General features: G+C 63.0%; 1 protein-coding gene and 1 pseudogene. Both read left to right on the plus strand.

The genetic code is table 11. The features are described 5' to 3' along the window. Window positions 1–121: 121 nt before the first annotated feature. Window positions 122–1,477: an IS66 family transposase gene (locus BM052_RS19245; protein WP_091149484.1), complete on the plus strand. Its 1,356-nt coding sequence runs from the start codon at window positions 122–124 to the stop codon at window positions 1,475–1,477. A 163-nt stretch (window positions 1,478–1,640) separates the two neighbouring features. After that, window positions 1,641–1,798: pseudogene (locus tag BM052_RS19755) on the plus strand (IS5/IS1182 family transposase); the annotation flags it as partial.

The following is a 1,798-nucleotide window of genomic DNA, read 5'->3' on the forward strand; positions in this document are numbered from 1 at the left end:
GCCATAGAATGTTCCACGGCTCGTCTCCCATGCATGAGGATAGGACCAGTTACAGGTCAACCCTCGATACTGCATGCCGGAGACGAGCTACCTACCGCGAACATGGCGTCTCAAGCTTTGGATGGCCTTGCCCCTGTTTCATGTCCTGAGTGATGCCGAGAAGAACGAGCTGTTGGTAGCGCAGCACGAGATGATCGAGCGTTTGGCGGCGCGGATTTCGGAATTGGAAGCTCTGGTCGGTAAGCCGCGCAAGACCTCGAAGAATTCGCATGTTCCGCCCTCGAAGGACGATTTCGGCAAGGGTGGGGGCAAGGGCCGCAAGTCCAGGGGCGGGAAGCGGCCACCGCGCGAAGGCAAGCATCGCCCACTGGCGGAGACGCCGGACAAGACCGAACGGGTGATGGCGACGAGTTGCGGTCACTGCGGGACCGACGTCGCGGGCCAGCTCCAGCGTTGCCGTCACCGCTATGACCATATCGACCTGCCGCCGATCCGCCCGATGGTGACGCGCATCGAGCTGTTCGGCTGCCGCTGCCGGGGATGCGGCAAGCGGTATCGCGCTCCGGCGCCGGAGGGAATGACGCCGGGCACGCCGTTCGGTCCCGGCATTCGCTCCTTGTTGGCCTACCTGCATCACAGCCATCATGTTGGCTTCGAGCGCCTGTCGCGGATCGCCCGCGAACTGTTTGGCCTGGTCATTTCCGAAGGCGCGATCGCCAATGCTTTGCGCCGCATGGGCGCCGGCATGGCGACGGCGACCAGGGCGATCGGCGACAAATTGCTGTCAGCGCGGATCATCGCGTCTGATGAGACCACCACGCGCACCAACGGTGTGATCCATTGGCAGTGGGTGTTCCTCTCTGACAAGGCGGTGCTGCACAAGATCGCCCCGCGCCGGGCGCGCAGTGTAGCCGAGGAGGTGCTGCGCGGCCATCAACCCGATGTGTGGGTGTCCGATCGCTACGCTGGCCAGCAGGAATTGGGCCGCGATCACCAGGTCTGCCTCGCTCATGTCCTGCGCGATGTTCAATATGCCATCGACTGTGGCGATACGATCTTCGCCCCGAAAATCCGCGATCATCTGCGATGGGCCATCCGCGTTGGCAAGCGACGAGGCAGTCTCAGAGACACGACGCTGGCCGCCTATGCCGCCAAGGCCGACAACACACTGACCCGGCTGATGCGCATGCCGATCGCGCATCCTGCCGGAAAGGTACTGCTCAAACAGATCAAGGCATGGCGAGGCAAGTTCTTCGTCTTCCTCACCAACCGCGACGTGCCCGCGACCAACAATATCTCCGAGCGCGAGATCAGACCCTCGGTCGTGTTCCGCAAGGTGACGGGCGGCTTCCGGTCCGACTGGGGCGCCCAGATCCACGCCGGATACCGCTCCGTCACCGGAACCGCTCGTCTCCAGGGAAAGTCAGCCCTCGACGCCATCCGCGATCTCGTCGACGGTAACTTCGCCGTCGCCTGATCAGGCCGGCGAAAGCCAACCCCCTGAGCAGTTACGACTGGGATGCACTGCGCAGCGACTGGCTCGGCAAGGTCGGGCTGGGGCTCGACAGTACCGAGAGGCTTTGTTGCGCAATTATGCTTGGGGGATTCCTTGGGCGAATCGAGTGCTTTAGGGGGCAGCGATGCCCAAGCCTACCCCACCAAAATATCGCACGACGAACTGGAGCGCATACAACGCGGCGCTAAAGCGGCGTGGTTCTTTGGATATTTGGTTTGATCCGGAGATGCAGTGGCTGTCGGCGCCATGTGGCCGCCCTGGCCGCCCGGCCCGTTTTTCGGA

This window comes from Novosphingobium sp. CF614, assembly GCF_900113255.1.
Classification (GTDB): Bacteria; Pseudomonadota; Alphaproteobacteria; order Sphingomonadales; family Sphingomonadaceae; genus Novosphingobium.